The sequence below is a fragment of the Paenibacillus sp. FSL H7-0714 genome, from assembly GCF_038003765.1.
Lineage (GTDB): Bacteria > Bacillota > Bacilli > Paenibacillales > Paenibacillaceae > Paenibacillus_AQ.
Window position 1 is genome coordinate 6,616,371 of sequence record NZ_JBBOPT010000001.1, and the last position, 14,851, is coordinate 6,631,221.

At 44.1% G+C, this 14,851-nt stretch carries 17 protein-coding genes and 2 pseudogenes; 5 read left to right on the plus strand and 14 right to left on the minus strand.

Going from position 1 to position 14,851, the window contains the following annotated elements:
• Positions 1 to 128: 128 nt before the first annotated feature.
• The gene (locus NST34_RS29840; RefSeq protein WP_341129328.1) at positions 129 to 1,304 is read right to left on the minus strand and encodes an alpha-L-fucosidase; all 1,176 of its coding nucleotides are present in this window, start codon (positions 1,302 to 1,304) and stop codon (positions 129 to 131) included.
• 137 nt (positions 1,305 to 1,441) lie between these two features.
• On the opposite strand from NST34_RS29840, the gene NST34_RS29845 reads away from it, so the two are divergent.
• The 5 genes and pseudogenes from NST34_RS29845 to NST34_RS32210 all read left to right on the plus strand — a co-directional run.
• On the plus strand, positions 1,442 to 2,257 hold the full coding sequence (locus NST34_RS29845) for an AraC family transcriptional regulator (RefSeq protein WP_341129329.1): 816 nt from the start codon (positions 1,442 to 1,444) through the stop codon (positions 2,255 to 2,257).
• A gap of 43 nt (positions 2,258 to 2,300) precedes the next feature.
• Positions 2,301 to 2,531 carry a hypothetical protein gene (locus NST34_RS29850; RefSeq protein WP_341129330.1) on the plus strand — a complete coding sequence of 77 codons (231 nt, stop codon included), beginning with the start codon at positions 2,301 to 2,303 and terminating at the stop codon, positions 2,529 to 2,531.
• A 4-nt stretch (positions 2,532 to 2,535) separates the two neighbouring features.
• Complete coding sequence (locus NST34_RS29855) at positions 2,536 to 2,718, plus strand: hypothetical protein (protein WP_341129331.1); 183 nt, start codon at positions 2,536 to 2,538, stop codon at positions 2,716 to 2,718.
• Positions 2,708 to 3,061, plus strand: a complete 354-nt coding sequence (locus NST34_RS29860; RefSeq protein WP_341129332.1) for a hypothetical protein — start codon at positions 2,708 to 2,710, stop codon at positions 3,059 to 3,061. Before NST34_RS29855 ends, NST34_RS29860 begins: the two co-directional genes overlap by 11 nt.
• 125 nt (positions 3,062 to 3,186) lie before the next feature.
• Positions 3,187 to 3,370 (plus strand): annotated as a pseudogene (locus tag NST34_RS32210) (IS256 family transposase); the annotation flags it as partial.
• 273 nt (positions 3,371 to 3,643) lie between these two features.
• On the opposite strand, the gene NST34_RS29870 reads toward NST34_RS32210, so the two are convergent.
• From NST34_RS29870 to NST34_RS29930, 13 genes and pseudogenes are all read right to left on the minus strand, one after another.
• The gene (locus tag NST34_RS29870; protein ID WP_341129334.1) at positions 3,644 to 4,096 is read right to left on the minus strand and encodes a hypothetical protein; all 453 of its coding nucleotides are present in this window, start codon (positions 4,094 to 4,096) and stop codon (positions 3,644 to 3,646) included.
• Positions 4,097 to 4,112: 16 nt separating this feature from the next.
• Entirely contained in the window at positions 4,113 to 4,289 is a 177-nt protein-coding gene (locus NST34_RS29875) for a hypothetical protein (protein ID WP_341129335.1), read from the minus strand.
• 91 nt (positions 4,290 to 4,380) lie between these two features.
• Positions 4,381 to 4,950 carry a hypothetical protein gene (locus tag NST34_RS29880; RefSeq protein WP_341129336.1) on the minus strand — a complete coding sequence of 190 codons (570 nt, stop codon included), beginning with the start codon at positions 4,948 to 4,950 and terminating at the stop codon, positions 4,381 to 4,383.
• A gap of 104 nt (positions 4,951 to 5,054) precedes the next feature.
• The gene (locus NST34_RS29885) at positions 5,055 to 5,192 is read right to left on the minus strand and encodes a hypothetical protein (RefSeq protein WP_341129337.1); all 138 of its coding nucleotides are present in this window, start codon (positions 5,190 to 5,192) and stop codon (positions 5,055 to 5,057) included.
• A gap of 113 nt (positions 5,193 to 5,305) precedes the next feature.
• Complete coding sequence (locus NST34_RS29890; RefSeq protein ID WP_341129612.1) at positions 5,306 to 5,653, minus strand: glycoside hydrolase N-terminal domain-containing protein; 348 nt, start codon at positions 5,651 to 5,653, stop codon at positions 5,306 to 5,308.
• 124 nt (positions 5,654 to 5,777) lie between these two features.
• Positions 5,778 to 5,930, minus strand: a complete 153-nt coding sequence (locus NST34_RS29895) for a hypothetical protein (RefSeq protein ID WP_341129338.1) — start codon at positions 5,928 to 5,930, stop codon at positions 5,778 to 5,780.
• Positions 5,931 to 6,329: 399 nt separating this feature from the next.
• Positions 6,330 to 8,069, minus strand: coding sequence for an extracellular solute-binding protein (locus tag NST34_RS29900; RefSeq protein ID WP_341129339.1), 1,740 nt, complete (start codon positions 8,067 to 8,069; stop codon positions 6,330 to 6,332).
• Between the two features lie 115 nt (positions 8,070 to 8,184).
• The gene (locus tag NST34_RS29905; RefSeq protein ID WP_341129340.1) at positions 8,185 to 9,072 is read right to left on the minus strand and encodes a carbohydrate ABC transporter permease; all 888 of its coding nucleotides are present in this window, start codon (positions 9,070 to 9,072) and stop codon (positions 8,185 to 8,187) included.
• A gap of 47 nt (positions 9,073 to 9,119) precedes the next feature.
• Positions 9,120 to 10,040, minus strand: coding sequence for an ABC transporter permease (locus NST34_RS29910; RefSeq protein ID WP_341129341.1), 921 nt, complete (start codon positions 10,038 to 10,040; stop codon positions 9,120 to 9,122).
• 254 nt (positions 10,041 to 10,294) lie between these two features.
• Positions 10,295 to 12,193, minus strand: coding sequence for a sensor histidine kinase (locus NST34_RS29915; protein ID WP_341129342.1), 1,899 nt, complete (start codon positions 12,191 to 12,193; stop codon positions 10,295 to 10,297).
• Positions 12,150 to 13,793, minus strand: coding sequence for a response regulator transcription factor (locus NST34_RS29920; protein ID WP_341129343.1), 1,644 nt, complete (start codon positions 13,791 to 13,793; stop codon positions 12,150 to 12,152). Before NST34_RS29920 ends, NST34_RS29915 begins: the two co-directional genes overlap by 44 nt.
• Before the next feature lie 163 nt (positions 13,794 to 13,956).
• Positions 13,957 to 14,367, minus strand: a pseudogene (locus NST34_RS29925) (DEAD/DEAH box helicase family protein); the annotation flags it as partial.
• A 123-nt stretch (positions 14,368 to 14,490) separates the two neighbouring features.
• On the minus strand, positions 14,491 to 14,832 hold the full coding sequence (locus NST34_RS29930; protein ID WP_341129344.1) for a hypothetical protein: 342 nt from the start codon (positions 14,830 to 14,832) through the stop codon (positions 14,491 to 14,493).
• Positions 14,833 to 14,851: the final 19 nt, after the last annotated feature.

Sequence of the window (14,851 nt, forward strand, 5' to 3'; positions counted from 1 at the left end):
TTCCCAGTCTACCTTTTCGTATCATTTGATTATTCATTAACGCCACTGTGTACTAGTTAATCGCCATGCATGGCCCACTACCAAAAGGAGTCCTCGCGAGACTCCTTTTTTTCTTCTAGAAGCTGTCGTTACATGCGGGTTGATTGGGGAGGTCCTTCCACGTCAAGCACCAGCGTCAACACTTCTCTATTGTTTTTGGCTGGGAGCTGTTTCAGGAATAGTCGCGTGCGATATTGATCAAAAGGAATAGGCTGCCCTGTCGAAAGAACACGAGCGGAGAGCACGGGGTTCCCGATTTCGGAAATACATAGCTCATCGCCGGTGCTGTGGAAGATATGCACGTATACTCTGTTTCCTTTCGTCGTAAGCCGGCCGAAGTTGTTCCATTCAAACGGAGAGCGTGACGAGGCATACAGAAACTCGCCGTTGCGCTCCAGCCATTGACCGACTTCAGACAGAATGGCGATGCTCTCGTCGGGAACGGTGCCGTCCGCTTTCGGTCCGATGTTGAGGAGCAGATTACCGGCTCCTTCCGCCACTTGCGTTAGCATACGGATGACATCCGTCGAAGACTTGTAGTTGTAATCTCCGGCGTGGTAACCCCAATTATCGTTTAGCGTGATGCACGATTCCCAAGCTTGGCCGCGCTCAGCAGCTTTGATCTCCTGCTCTGGAGTGCCGAAATGGCAGGGTTCTCCATTCCGGTTGTTGATCAAGATATGCGGTTGAAGCGACTGCACCCATGTATTTATGCGCTCGCCGTCCATCGGTTTGGGATGTACACCGTCGTACCAGAGCATGTCTACCTTGCCATACTGCGTGAGCAGCTCCTCCAGCTGCGACTGATAGAAGTGGACGAACCTGCGGCGTGCTTCCTCGTCGTGCCATTCCGGCAGCAAGTAAGGGTCCGGGTAATCGGGATGGCTCCAGTCCATGACGGAGAAGTAGAAGCCAAGCTTCAGTCCCGCCTCGCGTACCGCTTCCGCAAACGGGCGAACGAGGTCGCGCTTTGGCCCAATGTTGACCGTATTGAAATCGGTCGTCTTCGTATCCCACAAGCAAAATCCGTCGTGATGCTTCGTCGTCAGCACAATGTATTTCATGCCCGCTTTTTTCGCAAGTTGTACCCATTCCCGAGGATCGTAACGCTCCGCCAGGAAATGATTCGCGTACTTCTCCGTATACTCTTCCAACGGAATGTTCTCGCGATTGAGCACCCATTCGCCGCGGCCCGCCCCCGAATACGCTCCCCAATGAACGAACATGCCGAACCGCGCTTCGTTAAACCAATCGATATTTGCCATCTTATTGTCAACTCCTTGTATGGATAAGTGCCAGTCGGCATCTGCACTAATTGTAATACCGGACATGTTCGAAAAGTTGTATAATTCTAATGAGTTATAGTTCAATTGTAATCGATTAAACGGAAGGGGCGGACAATTTGAAGGCGGACTACATTCGGCAATATTTATCGAGCGCCCAAATAGAGCTTATTACCGCACAGAAGGCACGGATCGGCAAGTGGTGGAGGGCGGATGCCATCGTAGAGGACGTTAACCGCTTCTACTATATAATCGAAGGGAAGGCGCGTCTCCGCATCGGCGATTATGAATATATAGCAGAGCCGGGGCAATTGTTTTTGCTGCAGGCAGGCCTGCCGATATCGTTTTCGTTATATGAAGGGAAGGAGTTCAGCAAATATTGGTGCCATTTCACCGCCAAAGCGGGGGAGATGCATCTGTTCGATATGCTTCGCGTCCCGCATAAGGTGGAGATGCGGAAGGGCACTCGAACGGCCAAACGATTCGAGGCGCTTATTCATTACTACCATAGTTCCAGGCTGGATGCGCCTTTCCGGATCAAAGCATTGCTGTACGAATTGCTGTCCGAATTCGCTGCACATGCAGCTGCAACGGAGATTTCATCGGTGCCCGGCACTCATAAGCTGGACGCGGTGCTGGCTTATATCGACCGTCATCTTGCCGAACCGATTCGGGTGGAGATGCTGGCTAAGCTTGTTCATCTGCATCCGAACTATTTCATGATCGTATTTAAAGCGACGTTAGGCTTTACACCGATCGGCTATATCAACAACCGACGAATGGAGCGGGTACAGCATGAGCTGCTCCGTACGGACAAAGGCGTGTCCGAGATTGCGGCCCAAGTCGGAATGGAGTGCTCCTATTTGTCGCGGCAATTTAAAAAGCATACAGGGCTGTCGCCTCGCGAATATCGGCGTCAAAGAAAGTTGAAATAATCGGAATCCTCGCAATTGCGAATAAGAGGCTTGTTGTTATCCTATGAAAACGGAATTAAGAACGAACACAACAGGCATGGTTTCCTTCAAGAAGTCGTACACCAAAATTCGAAAAGCGATTTACGGCTACTTGGGCCTTGCTTTCGCTCTCGTTTTTGTCGTATTGGCCCAATTTGGGACCAGCGCTTACACGAAGTTGGAGACGGTCTACAATTACCGGCTCAGCTACAATATGTTTCACGAAAGATCAAAGCGTTATGGAAGTCATCGTTGAGGAAATGGCCAAAAAAAAACAAACTAACCGATTACGCCATTCTGATCGGCAATTCGGACGCTTGGGCACGAATGAAAGTCCCGACCATTCCTTGGGCCGTTATTTGACGGATCAGGCAACGTCCGTCGAAGGAGAGGACAAGCTGCAAGCGATGTTCACTTGTCAGCACCCTCTATATGGCCTGTGATGCCTATACACTGCTTCTTATGATGGAAGATCACGGCATCAAGACGGATAACGTTTTGATCGGGCTGTCCTATTCGGCATTCGTCGAGCCGAGGCCGAGACAAGTGTTCTGTCTGGGCGATTATTTGAGAGAACAAGACCCGAAGGCGTTCAACGACATGCTGCCGCATCTGAAGCAGAACCAATTCGAATATATAACGGGCTTTAAATTCGCAGAAGAGAAGACGCTTGATAAGCTCATCTACAGCATTCCCGTCATGAAATATAAAGAAGTGATTCCGGCTTATTGGGAACAAAAGAAAGCGGGAACCGACCTGCTTGGCGATCCTCGAGCGTGGAACTAAAAGCAGTTCTCGGAGAAGTGGCTCACCGATCCATCATATTTCAGCCTCTTCGACCCGGCGCCGTTCGTCATGAGCGAATCGAATTGGGGCGTCTACTTCATGAACAAGATCGCTCAACACAAAAAAGGCAAAGACTCAAGCCGATGGATAGTCTAACCAACATGGATGCTGCTGAGAAGATCATATATCTGGAGAAGATTGACTACAATGAACGCTTCGAGAACCGTGTCATATGTTGCTTTGGAGAAACTTGCTGTGAAGAAGAAACAGAGAGAGCTATTTGAGGAACGCTATCCGGAGAAGGAATAGACCGAATGATAACGATCTCCAGTGCCTTCGCTGGGGACTACGCCCTCCAGCGAAATAATACTAACCTTACCATCCATCGTCCCCGATGGATAAACCTACTACACAAACTTCTCGACGTTACCTCTGCCGCTCTGCCCCACCCGAACCCGAACCCGCACTCTATACATCTTATCTTCGTACAACACGTTCGTCGATTGTGCCATCGTACAAAAAAACGCCGGCTGCCCACAATGCAACCGGCGATCTTTGGATTTCGGGTTCATGCTACCCTCCCTACCCTTTCGGTACCCCTCTATGGGCGGAACGGAATTCGGTTGGCGGAATTTCGTAAACAGCCTTGGCGATTTGGATGCGATAGCCGTTGAGGTAATCCGTGAATCCGACGCCCATCTCCTTCTTGAACAATTGGCCCAAATAGACGGGATGGACGTTGTAGATATGACCGAGCGTCTTAAGCGACAGCTCCGATTCGTAACGGGTATGGATATCCTGTACGATTTTGCTAATGACCGGACTTCGGCTCTCTTCCGCCGCGGAAACGGCGTCAAGCGCCTCGCTTGCAAATTGCTGAACATATTGTTTGATCTGGTCTATGCTCCTTAAACGGAACAACTGGGCGAAACTTTCCATAAAGTTGTTACGCCCTGTTTGCTTGGCGACTTGAAGCATAATTTCCAGCGCGCCGTCCTGCACATCCGCAAGAGAAGCGCGTATATGCTCCTTCAATCCATCGAACGAGTCGTCAATCCATTGCCTGACGGTCTTTCTTGGCGAGCAGCGACATCAGCGTCTGTAGTCCCAGCAGAAATTCGATACTGGACGCCCGCATACCAGCATGTTCCCCGTCGACGATAAACCGGTCACTGTTAATCACTCTCTGAATCTGTATTTCTTTAGCCTGCCGATAGCTCGCGGGCACCTCAAGTTAACTGCCAACGGTCGCGCCTATGGAGAACAGCATATCGATTCGCCATCGCTCCCTGACGCTCTCATAGAGGCTCTCCAGTTCCCTATACAAAACTTCCCTGTTCAAGTTGCCGCCGTGATTCGAGAACAAAATCACGATATCGCCGTCGAAATCGACAAAATCTCGTTGTGTACGTAGAGAGCAAATCCGAAGCATCTGTACTAACCACTTCACTTACTTCGGATACAATCTCGTTACGGACATCGGGTGGAAAGCTGTCTCCTACCTGATCGCTTCTTAGAATGCTGCCGGTCACGATGACATACGCTCGGTGATGGAGTGGAATGTCAGCCATCTCCGAGCGTTGCTTTAACTCCGCCATTGGAATCGAACGACTTATCCACCGATTAAGCACGTTGGTGCGCAATATTTGCTTCTCTTCGATGAATCGAACCCGCTGTTGACCTTCGAGCTCCAGCTTCCTTACGGCAGCCGCAACCGTCGCGTTGCGGCCGTCACGCTTCACCTCTTGTTCGGAATGGCAGATGGGACAAGGTTGTTTGTAGGCCACTGGCGATGCCTCTAGGTGAACTTCCTGGGCATCCATGGAGACGATCTTATGAAGTTGTAGCTCTGGTAATTCGAGCAGTTCGTTGATATACTGGAGTGGCATCTGTCATTTCCTTTTGTTGTTTGGTAGGACTTACAACGATACAGGATTTGCAGATGTTTTTCCATTTTCATCCTCGCTCTATGCTCACTTAAATTCGTCAACCACTAATTTTTAGATTGAGCCTGATTAACATCAAAATGAATGTTTCCCTCTCTAAAAAATCGCTTATTATACTCTCCTTTTTCATCTTCTGGAACAAAGGCTGGGTTCAAAATCTTAATTGCAAATTCTTTATCTATCAACTTGTGGTTATACTTATATCCCCCCCCCCGTTACCGATACGTTCGCCTATTTCATAAGAGTTATTATTAATTATCGTTTCTGTCTAATTCTTCTATCGCTACTATTAATGGATTTAATTCACTTGTAAGAAATTCTTCTCGGGGTAGCTGGCAAAATACTCACGCCGGAAGGTATCGTCGTCGTTCTGGTAGGAAACCGAAGCGATACCAGTGTTGAGGTCTAGGTCGCGGACATAGTTTCTGGCCGCGGCTTCCGTATGTCCGGCGGGAGCGAAGTCAACCCAGAGGTCAGCAAAGTCCTGATAACTTCCCATGCCCTTAAGGTCGCCGAACATATCGCTGACATTGCCTCCGCCATTGTTGTATGATTGGCTTTCCAGCTCATCTTGATTTTTTTTGACAGTATCCATCGACATCGGCGTGCTCCGGTTGCCGCCATTGTAGTTTCCCGACGTTTCCAGGCCGCCGGTTTAGAGGGTCTTATCATTGAGGTGGATCCGATCCTTGATCACGCCACCAAAGAGCACGGAACCAAAGAATCCGTTGCCGAACAAGGCCCTCAGTTTGCCAATCTTTGACCGGCTGTTAGTACCACAGGCGCATACCGTTTCTGGCAGCCTCTTGCTTAGCCTGCTCCACTAATGTGGGCTCGGATGAATACGTTTCCGGCGCATTCTCCCGCGCCAGGATACGCACGGAATGGTGGAACTTTCCGTTGATTCTACTTGTATTGTTCATATTTATACCTCCTGCCTTACAATTATATAGCCTCTCGGCATTCGCGGAGGCAGATGGTACAAGGCTTAGTACCATCAAACTCCCTTCCTTCCAACATCTACTGCTATTTCCCGTTGCCTATAATCGAACAGTCCGGTATGGTGATGGCTTTATTGACATCTCTGACTGGTTCTGTATAGACACCTGACAGTCTTTCAAATATACATTTAGCATCACAGCTCCCGACTATCATCCTACACCTCAATCTCCACAGTAATTGGAAGGCACTGTGTCAAACTGGAATTGCTCTTTATAAAGTAACGGATGGTTTCATCACCGAAAAATCGAGAACAATTCGACTTTTCCGAAGAAACCATCCGTTATTTAAACATTGTTTGTTGTTGCTATTTTATTACATTTTTAATTTATTTCGGAGACCTGTTGAACGGCACTGGCATTGTTTTCAATTGTCCATTTCATTAATTCGTCATATCCCATTGCTTTCATATCCTCTACACCTTTGGTCCACATCTTCTCAAACTCGGCATCCGACTTGCTCAGAATGAGTTTGGCTACCCATGGCAATTCGTAATTCGATATTTTACCTTCAATCATTTTGATATCACTAGGTTGTTCAGGCATAAGGTCCCGCCATGTTGTATCGAATTTCTCAACCTTTGCCTTTCCTGCTTCCTGAGCTTTAATGAATGCTTGACCCGGATAATCAACTCCATAGTGCGCGTTAAAGTCTTTATCGGCATCTGACACATTAAACTTCATTGCCTTATCCGTTGAACCCAGTGTTAATGGGTTACCACTGTCGTCGTTGCCTAACAGCCCTATCATATTTGCATACAAACCAATGCCTGACGTCTCTCTGAACGTCGAATCCGTCTTCATTGCCTCTAATGTTGCATCCTTAAACTCAGGCTTGCCGTTTTCTAAATCCCAATGTTTCCCCTCAATACCGTTATTGAGGAGGTGGCTGCCCTTATACGAGTAGAGGAAGTTAAGAAACTGCATCGCTCTTTTAGGATTCTTGCTGTTTTTCGAAATAACAAAGCTGCGAGTGCTAAGACCACCGAGAATTGGAGAACCATAGCCTTCCCAAACTGATGGAGTTAAACCCGGAATTTGATAATAACCGCCTTCCTTAATACCTTGAGCAAGCATTGCCTTCTGGGCATCACCATTCCACCAGGTGCTCTGGACAGATAGTATCTGAAGGTTTTTTACCTTTGCGACAAAATCTGTATTCTTCTGTGTGAACATTTCCGGGTCTACGAGACCCATATTATACGCTTTGTTCATAAACTGCATTGCATCCTTGAAAATGCCGCCCTCTGCCGTGAAGTTTGACTGAAGGTTGCCCTTCGCATCGATGAGATAAGCATCCGCAACGCCATCCATATAGCCATGTGAGAAGGCATAGGATACATAGTAGGGCCATAGACCCCAGTCAGTCCACCCAGATATACCGTAAACCGGCTTGCCGTCAGCTGTCTTCGGATATTTCTGCTGCATCTGTTTTAATATATCCAGTAATTGGTCATCATTGGTAATCTCGGGATAACCTAATTCTTTGTAATAATCCCAGCGGAGAGTTGGCCCAATGTCATAATTATACACTGGACTCGACGAAGTCTTATTTACTTCGATATTTGTAGTTAACCCATACAGCTTACCGGTATCCGCACTAAGATGCTGTTTGCTGAATGAGACCATTTTGGGTACATTTTTTGCAATATCTTGTCCATACTCCGTTAGAAGGTCGTCAAGCGGAATAATGTGATCGCCTTTAATATACGTTGGCAGATCAACATTATCTATCTGCATGATATCGGGCAGATCGCCACCGGCAAGCACCACTTTGTCCTTGGTTGCATCTCTTGTTGAATAGTCGATTTTAATACCAAGTTCTTTGGCAATTTCATTCATGATTTCATTGTTCTGAACACCTGGAACAGGTGAATCTGACCCGCGAAGTGTAAGCGTAATATCTGGAAGTGGAGCCGCGGTGGATGAATTGTTTACTTTTGGTGAATTGTTACTGGAACCATCTGTTGAAGTGGGTGAGTTGTTTGCGCTGCTGCATGCTGTAATGGATAGAGCTGCCGAAAGAACAACCGCAACAATTGCTGAGTATTTCAACTTCTTCATTGTAATGCCTCCCTTTTTTCGAGAAAAACGTTCCCGAAAGCACTTAGCTGCGCTTTCAAGGTATATGTCATGAGATGCAAGTTCCATCTTACACCCCCAACATTCACTAACAACTCTAGCCTTTTACTGCACCTATCATGATTCCCTTAACAAAGTAACGCTGGAGGAAAGGATATACTAGGATAATTGGCAAAGTAGTTAACATCGTTATCGTTACCTGAATGGACTGCGGCGTTACCGCGTTCACGGCAGCGCCTCTTGCCAGATCAAGGGCCGACATATTTGCTAATATCTGACTGGAATTAAGATACTGGTATAAGATGAGTTGCAAGGTTTGGAGTTTATGATCGGAAACGAGCAACAGATTATCAAACCATGAGCCCCACTGTGCTACCGCCGAGAATACAGCAATGGTCGCTACAATTGGCTTTGACAGCGGGAAAATAATCTGGGCAAAGATCCTGATAACGCCTGCTCCATCAATCATCGCGGATTCGGAGAGTGACCCCGGCAATTGTTCTATATAGGTTTTTATTAGGATGACGAAGAAAACAGAAACCGCAGACGGGATGATATAAACTAGGAAGTTATCTTTCAGGCCAATTTCCTTCATCGTTAAATACCACGGAATGATACCGGCATTGAAGTACATCGTGAATATTGCAAAGCGGTAAATAAATTTCCGGTACCACATATAGGGAATCGTGACCAGGTAAGCAAAAAAGGAACTGCATATGATCGTGATGATCGTACCTATAACTGTTCTCCCAGCCGACACTAAAAACGCGTTAGGTATATTCTGCAACTTTAATAGCATCTCATAGTTTGCAAGAGTAAATCCAAGCGGCAATAAAGTCACTCCGCCTAATGCTTCGCCCGGAATACTGACCGAATAAATGAATACGTAATAAAATGGATAGATACACATTAAAGCAAACAATGCGAAGTAAGCATAATTGGCTATATTAAAAATGATATCATTCAATGTTAGTTTATGTTTCATTCTCATTACTCCAATCAATTAATAGTTACTTTTCAGTAAACACCAGGCTATATAATAGAATCACCTCGTAATTTTTTAGAAATTTGATTGGCTGTTAACAGCATGGCTATACCTACGATTGTCTTCCAAATCCCAATCGCGATCGAGTAAGAATATTGACCGTATACAATGCCCATGTTATATACATACAGATCTAGAACCATCAATTTTTCTGAAACAAGCGGATTATTAAATACATAATACTGCTCAAATCCATTTGACAGAATATTGCTTATTCCGAGCAGTAGCAGCACAAGGTATGTCGTTATTACTCCCGGGAGCGTTACATTCCACATACATCTCCAACGTCCTGCTCCGTCAACCTTAGCAGCATCGTACTGCTCTTGATCGATCCCTGCAATGGCAGCAAGGTAAATAATCGCACTCCATCCAAGACCCTTCCATAGACCTAACGCAATTTGGAAATACCATGCAATGTCTGCATTACCAAAGATGTTCTGTGGTTGGTCGATCAGACCAAGCTTCATAAAGACAGTGTTAACCATGCCATCCATTGAAAAAATGGAATACATAAGACCATAGACAATGATCCAACTTATAAAATTGGGTAGTGTTGTCGTTGTTTGGATGAAACTTTTGAATCGTTTGCTCTTAACTTCATTTAACAATATCGCGAACACTACCGCTAAAGGTGATAACAAGATACCAAAAAAACTCAATACCAATGTATTCCTAATTACAATACCGGTCTGACTCCATTCCCTGAAAATCTCCAAGAAATACTTGAGTCCAACAAAAGGTGTTTTTAAAAGAGGAACTCCTGGCCTATAGTCAAAAAATGCATAGACCCAACCAAATAACGGTATATAAGAAAAGACAATAAAGAATGCTACAAACGGCAATGACAGTAAAAAGGGGGCTCTGCCCATCGGTTTTCTTTTTCTATTAGATTTTAATCTAATTTCCATAATCTCCATCCTTTTGAGTTGATCTACTTCCTTCTGTTCTTCGAGAACTGGCAAACGCTTTCATTTCAATGGGTTGATTGAATTATACGAAATACTATTACTCTCGCTCAATGGACAGTTATACGTTTTCTTACCATAATAAAAAAAACTTTGTAGACCCGAAGGCCACAAAGTATAGACTTGCATGGACTATTCTCACATTTCTGGACACCTATACTTTTATCATGGAATATGAGCATATTCTGTCTAATCTTCTATCCTTGCATGGGTACTATTATGGTTACAACTGTATTGCGCTCTTCATTACTATCAATTGCTAAGCCGTAGCCATGTCCATAATAGATATTAAGCCGTTTCTCAATGTTGCTAAGGCCTATTCGGCTCGAAGCGTTATTCTCGCTGTCTATAGGATGGCGTAATGACAGTCTTATTTCATCCAACTTTTCCTTGCTGATTTCTTTTCCATTATTGCAAACCTTTATTTGGATGTTTTCATCTTCGGCAGCGGCTGTAATTGAGATCATAAACGGCTGATTCGTGCTATCCATCCCATGCTGAACTGCATTTTCAATGATTGGCTGCAATATAAAGCGAGGCAGTTTATATTCAAACAATTCATCCGGAAGTTCAACATTGAGCTTGATTATATTTCCATAACGGTAATTAAGAATTTTCACATAATTCTTCAGATATTCAATTTCTTCTTTTACCGTATTGAAATCCGATTTCATTTTTAACAAAGGCTTCAAGAGATCACCAAACACCGACATACTTTCAGCGATATTTGAAGTGTTGGCCAAAACAGCCATCCATTTGATTGTATTTATCGTGTTTAGAATGAAGTGCGGGTTGATTTGCGCCTGTAACGCAGCTATCTCCTGTTCTCGTTTTTTCTTTTCGATTTCCTCCTTTTCTTTCATCAAATTCTCTATATCAAGCGACATCTGATTGAATCTCTTGGCCAGGAGACCAAATTCATTATTGTAAGAGTTATTAATCATAAGTCCCAGACTGCCATTTCCGATTTTCCGCATTGCAGATGTTAATGAATTAAGCGGTATCGTTATACGTTTCATGATCAATAAAGAAATGGCTAAGATCAGAATCAAATTAATGACAAAGATAAGTACCAATATCTTGTTTAGTATATTTATATCTTTTCTATACATGGATAAAGGAACTTCATAAAACAATATCCATCCCGTATATTTGACTTTATAATAAAATATGTTTTTTTTGTCTTTACCATCTTTCTGCACGAAGCTTCCATAATCTTTCTTCAAATCGATTTCATTAAATTCCGTACTTTTTGTACCCAGAAGCGAATTGTCAACTCCTGAAATAATCTTACCTGACGTATCGACAATATATGCATTTGATTTGTCATAATCAAATGCATATTTATAATAATCCGTCAATTCGCTTTCATTGATATTAATCAGAAGAACTCCGTTAGACCCATTGGAATTGTCTGAATAGATACTTTTGAAGCTTCTAGCCGCTGTAATCAAGCTGGCATCATTATCGCTGCTCCCATGATCATCGAATCCTCCTATATTTTGAATATTGTTTCCTCCAAACCATTGAAGTTTTGGATAATTTTCTACAATATTCTCATACAAGCCTGACTTGTAAACGTATTCATCCATTTCCCCTCTTATCTGGCTTTTGGAAAAAGTGGCTCTTCTGCCAATAACACCACCCTTGCCTGTATAGATAAATATGGAATCGATCAAACTATTCTCCTCCATAAGCTGACTAAAATCATTGCCCATGTTATTGAGAAGACTAATTGCATTGTCATCCGAATAATCATTTATTTTCATCAGTTGACTTATTCCATCCTCATATTCGGAATTATAACGTTTTGAAAGGTTATCCAATAAAATGACAGATACTTTATTAATACTATCGAAAAAATTAATGAAATTCCTATCCAGCTGCTTAAACTGCTGAATAGTCTCTATTTCCTGACGGTTTTGAAGTATTTTAAAAGTTGTATTGTAATATAACAAGTAACCTAAAATCGTCATGATCATACTTACTATAGTGAAAGCAATTACAAATTCCTTAAACAGGGTTTGGCGTTGTAATAAGTTTCTAATGAATTTACCCATTTTCATCACCAATTTGTAAAGTTCCCCATTGATCACGATAATATTGCGGCCTAGTGCCCGTCTGTTTTTTGAAAGCGCGGCTAAAATAACTATAATCTGTGAATCCGACATTTTCAGATATCTGGTATAATTTCAGGTAAGTCGAGGCAAGCAGTTCCTTTGCTTTATTGATTCTTACCCATATAAGATACTCAGTAAAGCTCATATCCATTTCCTTTTTGAACAAACCACTAATATAACCCGGACTCTTATTTACTTTTTGAGCCGCCTCACCTAATGAAATATCTTTCATGTAATTCGTGTTGATATAATTAACGATGCCACTGACCTCTCTGCTGTAAATCATTTTTTCGGATTTTATATCCGCTAATTCAATTAGATATCGTATATAGGCTTCGATCATGTCTTCCATTACATCACATTTAAATATTTCATTCATACAGGAATACATAGATACTTCAAGCATTTCATTCGTAAGTTTGAAAATCTCTGCTGGCCAATTGATCAATTTATAAAATAACATGCGAATATTTTCTGAATCAATTGTGCATTCGTTTAAAAAGCATGAGACTTTCCTCTCGATCTCATCCATTCCTGAAGCAAATAATTCGTTTATTCTTTCATTATTTTTCATTGCATCTATAATGCGGTTGCAGATATCCTCCGGGCTGCTACTGTTAAATCCATCTGCGTAGAACATTTTATTTTCCCTATTGAAAAAGTAACTTTCTTGCAATGCGGCAGATGCTTCATGGTAAAGCTTCTTCAATGAGCTGAAGCCTGTTCCCAAAGAACTAAAACCAAAGACAACTGAGGCGTTCAGGTACATCATCATGACACTTTCAGTATGATCCAATATCGGTTTTATACCATGCTGCCATTGATTATCACAGGCAATGTCTGTATGAAGGCTATCAGCGTTGAAAATGATCACATATCGGTAATCGCTTTCATAAATAACCTCCGAGCCAGGTATTCTTTCAAAATTTTCGGTAAGCATATTCGTAATAGCAAGACTTTTAATTTGTTTATGCTCCTTACTAGTGCTTTGTGTAGAATTTCGGTCAGTATCGATATGCATGATACCTACAACGAGATTGTAGGGCTTGACCTTCCATTCCAGTACCGAAACCTGATTTGACAAATTGTCCTGTTCGCTTGCATCTATATCGATAAAACTCTTAATCAGACACTGCTTCAGTTCCTCCTTGTTATCTTCTGAAGCTTCGTACAGGCTAACTTCCCGATTCGTCTTTTCAAGTTCTACTTTCGTTTTCCTAAGAACGGCATCAATCTCATCCCATGTCATGCTAAGCTTCAATATATAATCTGTGACACTGTACTTTATGGCCTTGTGCGAATTTTCAAAATCCTCAACACAGGTTAAGATAATAATTTTGCATGTTTTATCTATCTCGCGGATTTTGCTAATCAATGCCATACCATCGAGTATAGGCATACGAAGATCAGTAATGACTACATCCGGCTTTTCCTTCAGAAAGATATCCCAAGCTTCCTGCCCATTTGATGCTTCTGCTGCAACAATCATGTTGAACTTACTCCATTGAATGGAGTTTTTCAAACCCATCCTCACTAGAATTTCATCTTCAACAATTAGTACTTTGTGTTTTATCATGAACACCTCCGCTATTAGAATGGACGGAATAATCCAAGACTTTATACTAAAAACAGGCACATCCTGTATTATAGTCTATCCTTGAGTAAAAGTAGAGATATAGATTTTGGTTGTGGTGCAAGGGGAATTTTCCAATAAATAGAAATTAACTATGCCATAATATGGTCGCGAGCGTTAAGCGACCACTCACCCAGCGTTCTGCGCTGCCGCCATAAAGCACGGCGAGAATCTCCGCCGGGAAAGCCTTCGCGAGCCGCGGAGCGAGCTCGAGTACGACGTCGCGCCGCGGCGTCGCTACGAGCGCCCGCCCACCGGCGGCGAGCACGGCCACTAGGAGCGGGAAGATCATTTCTGTCTTCCCGGCTCCCGTTACCGCCCAGAGCAGGAAACGCTCTGGGCGCGTTTTGGCGGAGCGCTCGCGCCGCTCCGCCAGAAAACCCAGCGCAGAGCCAGCGGCTCCCGCCTGCGCTGGGCTGAGCCCCCACCGGCCTGCGGCCGCGGTGGGGTCAAGGGCGGCCGTGCACCGCACGGCCGGAAGCGCTGCGCTACGCAGCAGCAGCGCGCAAGCCCGGCTGCAGTAAAGAGCGGCCGGCCACCGCATGTACGAATTGTTCTACCTCCGATTCAAGCAAAGCATAATCGAGGTCATTTCCTCTGCATTCATTGTTCTTTCTAGACTGTTCTATAAATCGCCCACTTATTTCAGAAGCCTGCCATAGCGATACCCTATCACTAAGCCACCCTTCCTTTCCCGTTCCTCCTTCAACTCAGGCTCAAGAACACTGCTTACGTATTGCCCCCACTCCTTAGCCCCCCAGTTCCTCATCCCGTCTCTTTGTTTAAACCGATCGCGCAGCTTCACCGTCCACCCCAGCGGCAGCGCAGGAGATAATAAAACCAGCTTGTCCTCCGTTACTAAGCCTCTACCTTGACTCTCCAGCCCAGCGCCAGACCACCACCATCTATCTACTGTAAGATCTAAAGAAATCCAAACACTCCAGATCCCCCTACATTCCAAGGCATATACAGCAGCTCGCATAAAATCGGCCTCCTTAAGT

Excerpts from the sequence above, each read along its gene's own strand:
- NST34_RS29840 (WP_341129328.1), bottom strand. The coding sequence starts at position 1,304 with ATGGCAAATATCGATTGGTTTAACGAAGCGCGGTTCGGCATGTTCGTT.
- NST34_RS29850 (WP_341129330.1), top strand. The coding sequence starts at position 2,301 with ATGAAAACGGAATTAAGAACGAACACAACAGGCATGGTTTCCTTCAAG.
- NST34_RS29855 (WP_341129331.1), top strand. The coding sequence starts at position 2,536 with ATGGCCAAAAAAAAACAAACTAACCGATTACGCCATTCTGATCGGCAA.
- NST34_RS29860 (WP_341129332.1), top strand. The coding sequence starts at position 2,708 with ATGGCCTGTGATGCCTATACACTGCTTCTTATGATGGAAGATCACGGC.
- NST34_RS29880 (WP_341129336.1), bottom strand. The coding sequence starts at position 4,950 with ATGCCACTCCAGTATATCAACGAACTGCTCGAATTACCAGAGCTACAA.
- NST34_RS29895 (WP_341129338.1), bottom strand. The coding sequence starts at position 5,930 with ATGAACAATACAAGTAGAATCAACGGAAAGTTCCACCATTCCGTGCGT.
- NST34_RS29900 (WP_341129339.1), bottom strand. The coding sequence starts at position 8,069 with ATGAAGAAGTTGAAATACTCAGCAATTGTTGCGGTTGTTCTTTCGGCA.
- NST34_RS29905 (WP_341129340.1), bottom strand. The coding sequence starts at position 9,072 with ATGAAACATAAACTAACATTGAATGATATCATTTTTAATATAGCCAAT.
- NST34_RS29910 (WP_341129341.1), bottom strand. The coding sequence starts at position 10,040 with ATGGAAATTAGATTAAAATCTAATAGAAAAAGAAAACCGATGGGCAGA.
- NST34_RS29920 (WP_341129343.1), bottom strand. The coding sequence starts at position 13,793 with ATGATAAAACACAAAGTACTAATTGTTGAAGATGAAATTCTAGTGAGG.
- NST34_RS29930 (WP_341129344.1), bottom strand. The coding sequence starts at position 14,832 with ATGCGAGCTGCTGTATATGCCTTGGAATGTAGGGGGATCTGGAGTGTT.